This window comes from Aeromicrobium sp. PFPM2_SD2 (genome assembly GCF_057364525.1).
The window spans coordinates 1-1,930 of sequence record NZ_JBNFNZ010000456.1; the positions used below are offsets into that span (position 1 = coordinate 1).

Sequence of the window (1,930 nt, forward strand, 5' to 3'; positions counted from 1 at the left end):
CTCCTCGGGCGTCGGCGCCAGGCCGCCGTGGCGGGCGGGCGCCCACCACTGGCCCACGGGCGACAGCGGGTACTCGGCGATCGCCTTGTCCAGCAGCGCCGTCATGGCCTCGCGCAGCCGCTGCGTCTCGGCCACCGGGTCCTCGCCGGTGACGTCGAGCGGCTCGCCGACGTGCAGCGCGATCGTCTTGCCCCGGCCCCAGATGTCGCTGGGGTGGTCCTTGGTCTTGAGCAGCTGCGTGCCCCACGTGACCATCGGGATCAGCGGGACGCCCGCCTCCGCGGCCATGCGGACCGCGCCGGTCTTGAGCTCCTTGATCTCGAAGGACCGGCTGATCGTGGCCTCGGGGAAGATGCCGACGATCTCGCCGGCCCGCGCGAGCTCGACCGCCTCCCGGTAGGACGCCTCGCCGTTCTCGCGGTCGACGCTCACGTGGTGCAGCGACCGCATGATCGGCCCGGAGACCTTGTGGTCGAACGCCTCGCGCTTGGCCATGAACCGCACCAGCCGCTTGCTGGGGTGGGCGGCCAGTCCGTCGAAGACGAAGTCCACGTAGCCGATGTGGTTGGCGGCCAGGATCGCGCCGCCCTCGCGCGGGACGTGCTCGGTGCCGGACGTCTGGAACCTCATCCCCAGCACCTTGAACAGGGTCTTGGCCGTCCAGATGACGGGCGGGTAGGTGAGGTCGCGCATGGGCCGAGCGTAGTGCACACGTGTGCACTGCACCGTCTCAGAGGGACTCGGGGTCCTCGTTGTCGTCGACGACGTGCACGGCGGCCTCCTCGGCACCCGCGGCACCGGCGTCGATGCCCACGTCGTCGCCCACGAGGTCCTTCTCCTCGTCCAGGCCGATGCCGCCGTCGGGGTCGACCAGGCGTCCGGCGCGCTGGCCGCCGACCTCGCCGTCGTCCAGGTCCTCGCTCTGCGCCTCGTACGGGTCGGGCTCGGGCTCCTCCTGGCCCAGACGCTGCTCGAGCGTCTCGCCCTGGCGCTGCTCCTCGGCCGTGGTGCCGAAGCCCTCGCCGGCCGACCACTTCTCGGGCGCGGTGTACCCCTCGTCCAGCACGTCGTCCACGCCGCGGTCGTTCAGCGTGTCGTACGGCTGCATCTGATCCTGCGCCTCGGACTTCTCGTACGTGATCTGGTCGTCGGTGTTCTCGGGAGGGGGAATCTCGCTCATGCCCTCCACCTTGGCACGCTGACGCCGAGGCGCAATCGCTACGAGCGGCGGCCCGAGCGTCCCGAGACCACGACGAGGGCGGCGATCACGAGCACCGTGACGAGCACCACCGCCAGCGACCCCGGACGTCCTTCGCTGAGCTCGACCACGGCGTAGAAGGCGGCGAAGCCGACGGTGCTCCAGACGGTCGCCCAGACCGCCGCGCCGGGCACCAGGCCGAGCAGGTAGCGGGGCACGCGCATGCGCGAGAGCCCTGCGGCCGCGTTCACCGCGGACTGGGCGCCGACGGTGAGGAAGCTCAGCGCCACGACCGGCGGCCCCCACCGGTGCACCTGGTCCACGGCCCGCTGGGTGCGCTCGCCGGGCTGCCAGCGGCGCACGACGCCGGCGGCGACGAGCCGGCCGAGCGCGTAGGTGGCACCGGCACGGAGCAGGACGATCGCGAACAGCGTCAGCCACGCCAGCGCGAACGGCCAGCTGCGGATCTCGTCCATCACCGAGCTCACGACGCGCCCCCGCGCCGCTCGGTCACAGGACGCGCTCCATCACCAGGGCGTCCGCGCCGGACGGGTAGTAGCGGCGGCGGGTGGCGATGGTCGCGAACCCGGCCCGCTCGTACAGCCGACGGGCGGACGCGTTGGAGTCGGCGACCTCGAGCAGCATCCGCTCGGCGCCGCGCTCACGGGCCGCGTCCAGCAGGTCGGCGAGCAGCGTCGCGGCGATACCCCGGCCCGCGCGTCGGCCGGGTCG

Annotated in this window: 4 protein-coding genes; all 4 read right to left on the reverse strand. The window is 72.8% G+C overall.

The window, feature by feature from the left end; genetic code table 11:
• On the reverse strand, positions 1–693 hold a 693-nt coding region (locus AC2W7G_RS15010), incomplete at its 3' end, for a lysophospholipid acyltransferase family protein (RefSeq protein ID WP_485869147.1).
• A gap of 37 nt (positions 694–730) precedes the next feature.
• On the reverse strand, positions 731–1,180 hold the full coding sequence (locus AC2W7G_RS15015) for a DUF5709 domain-containing protein (protein WP_485869148.1): 450 nt from the start codon (positions 1,178–1,180) through the stop codon (positions 731–733).
• A gap of 38 nt (positions 1,181–1,218) precedes the next feature.
• A complete protein-coding gene (locus AC2W7G_RS15020) occupies positions 1,219–1,686 on the reverse strand; it encodes a DedA family protein (RefSeq protein ID WP_485869149.1) in 468 nt (155 codons plus the stop codon).
• A gap of 22 nt (positions 1,687–1,708) precedes the next feature.
• Positions 1,709–1,930, reverse strand: a 222-nt coding sequence (locus AC2W7G_RS15025) for a GNAT family N-acetyltransferase (protein ID WP_485869150.1), incomplete at its 5' end; no start/stop codon positions are given.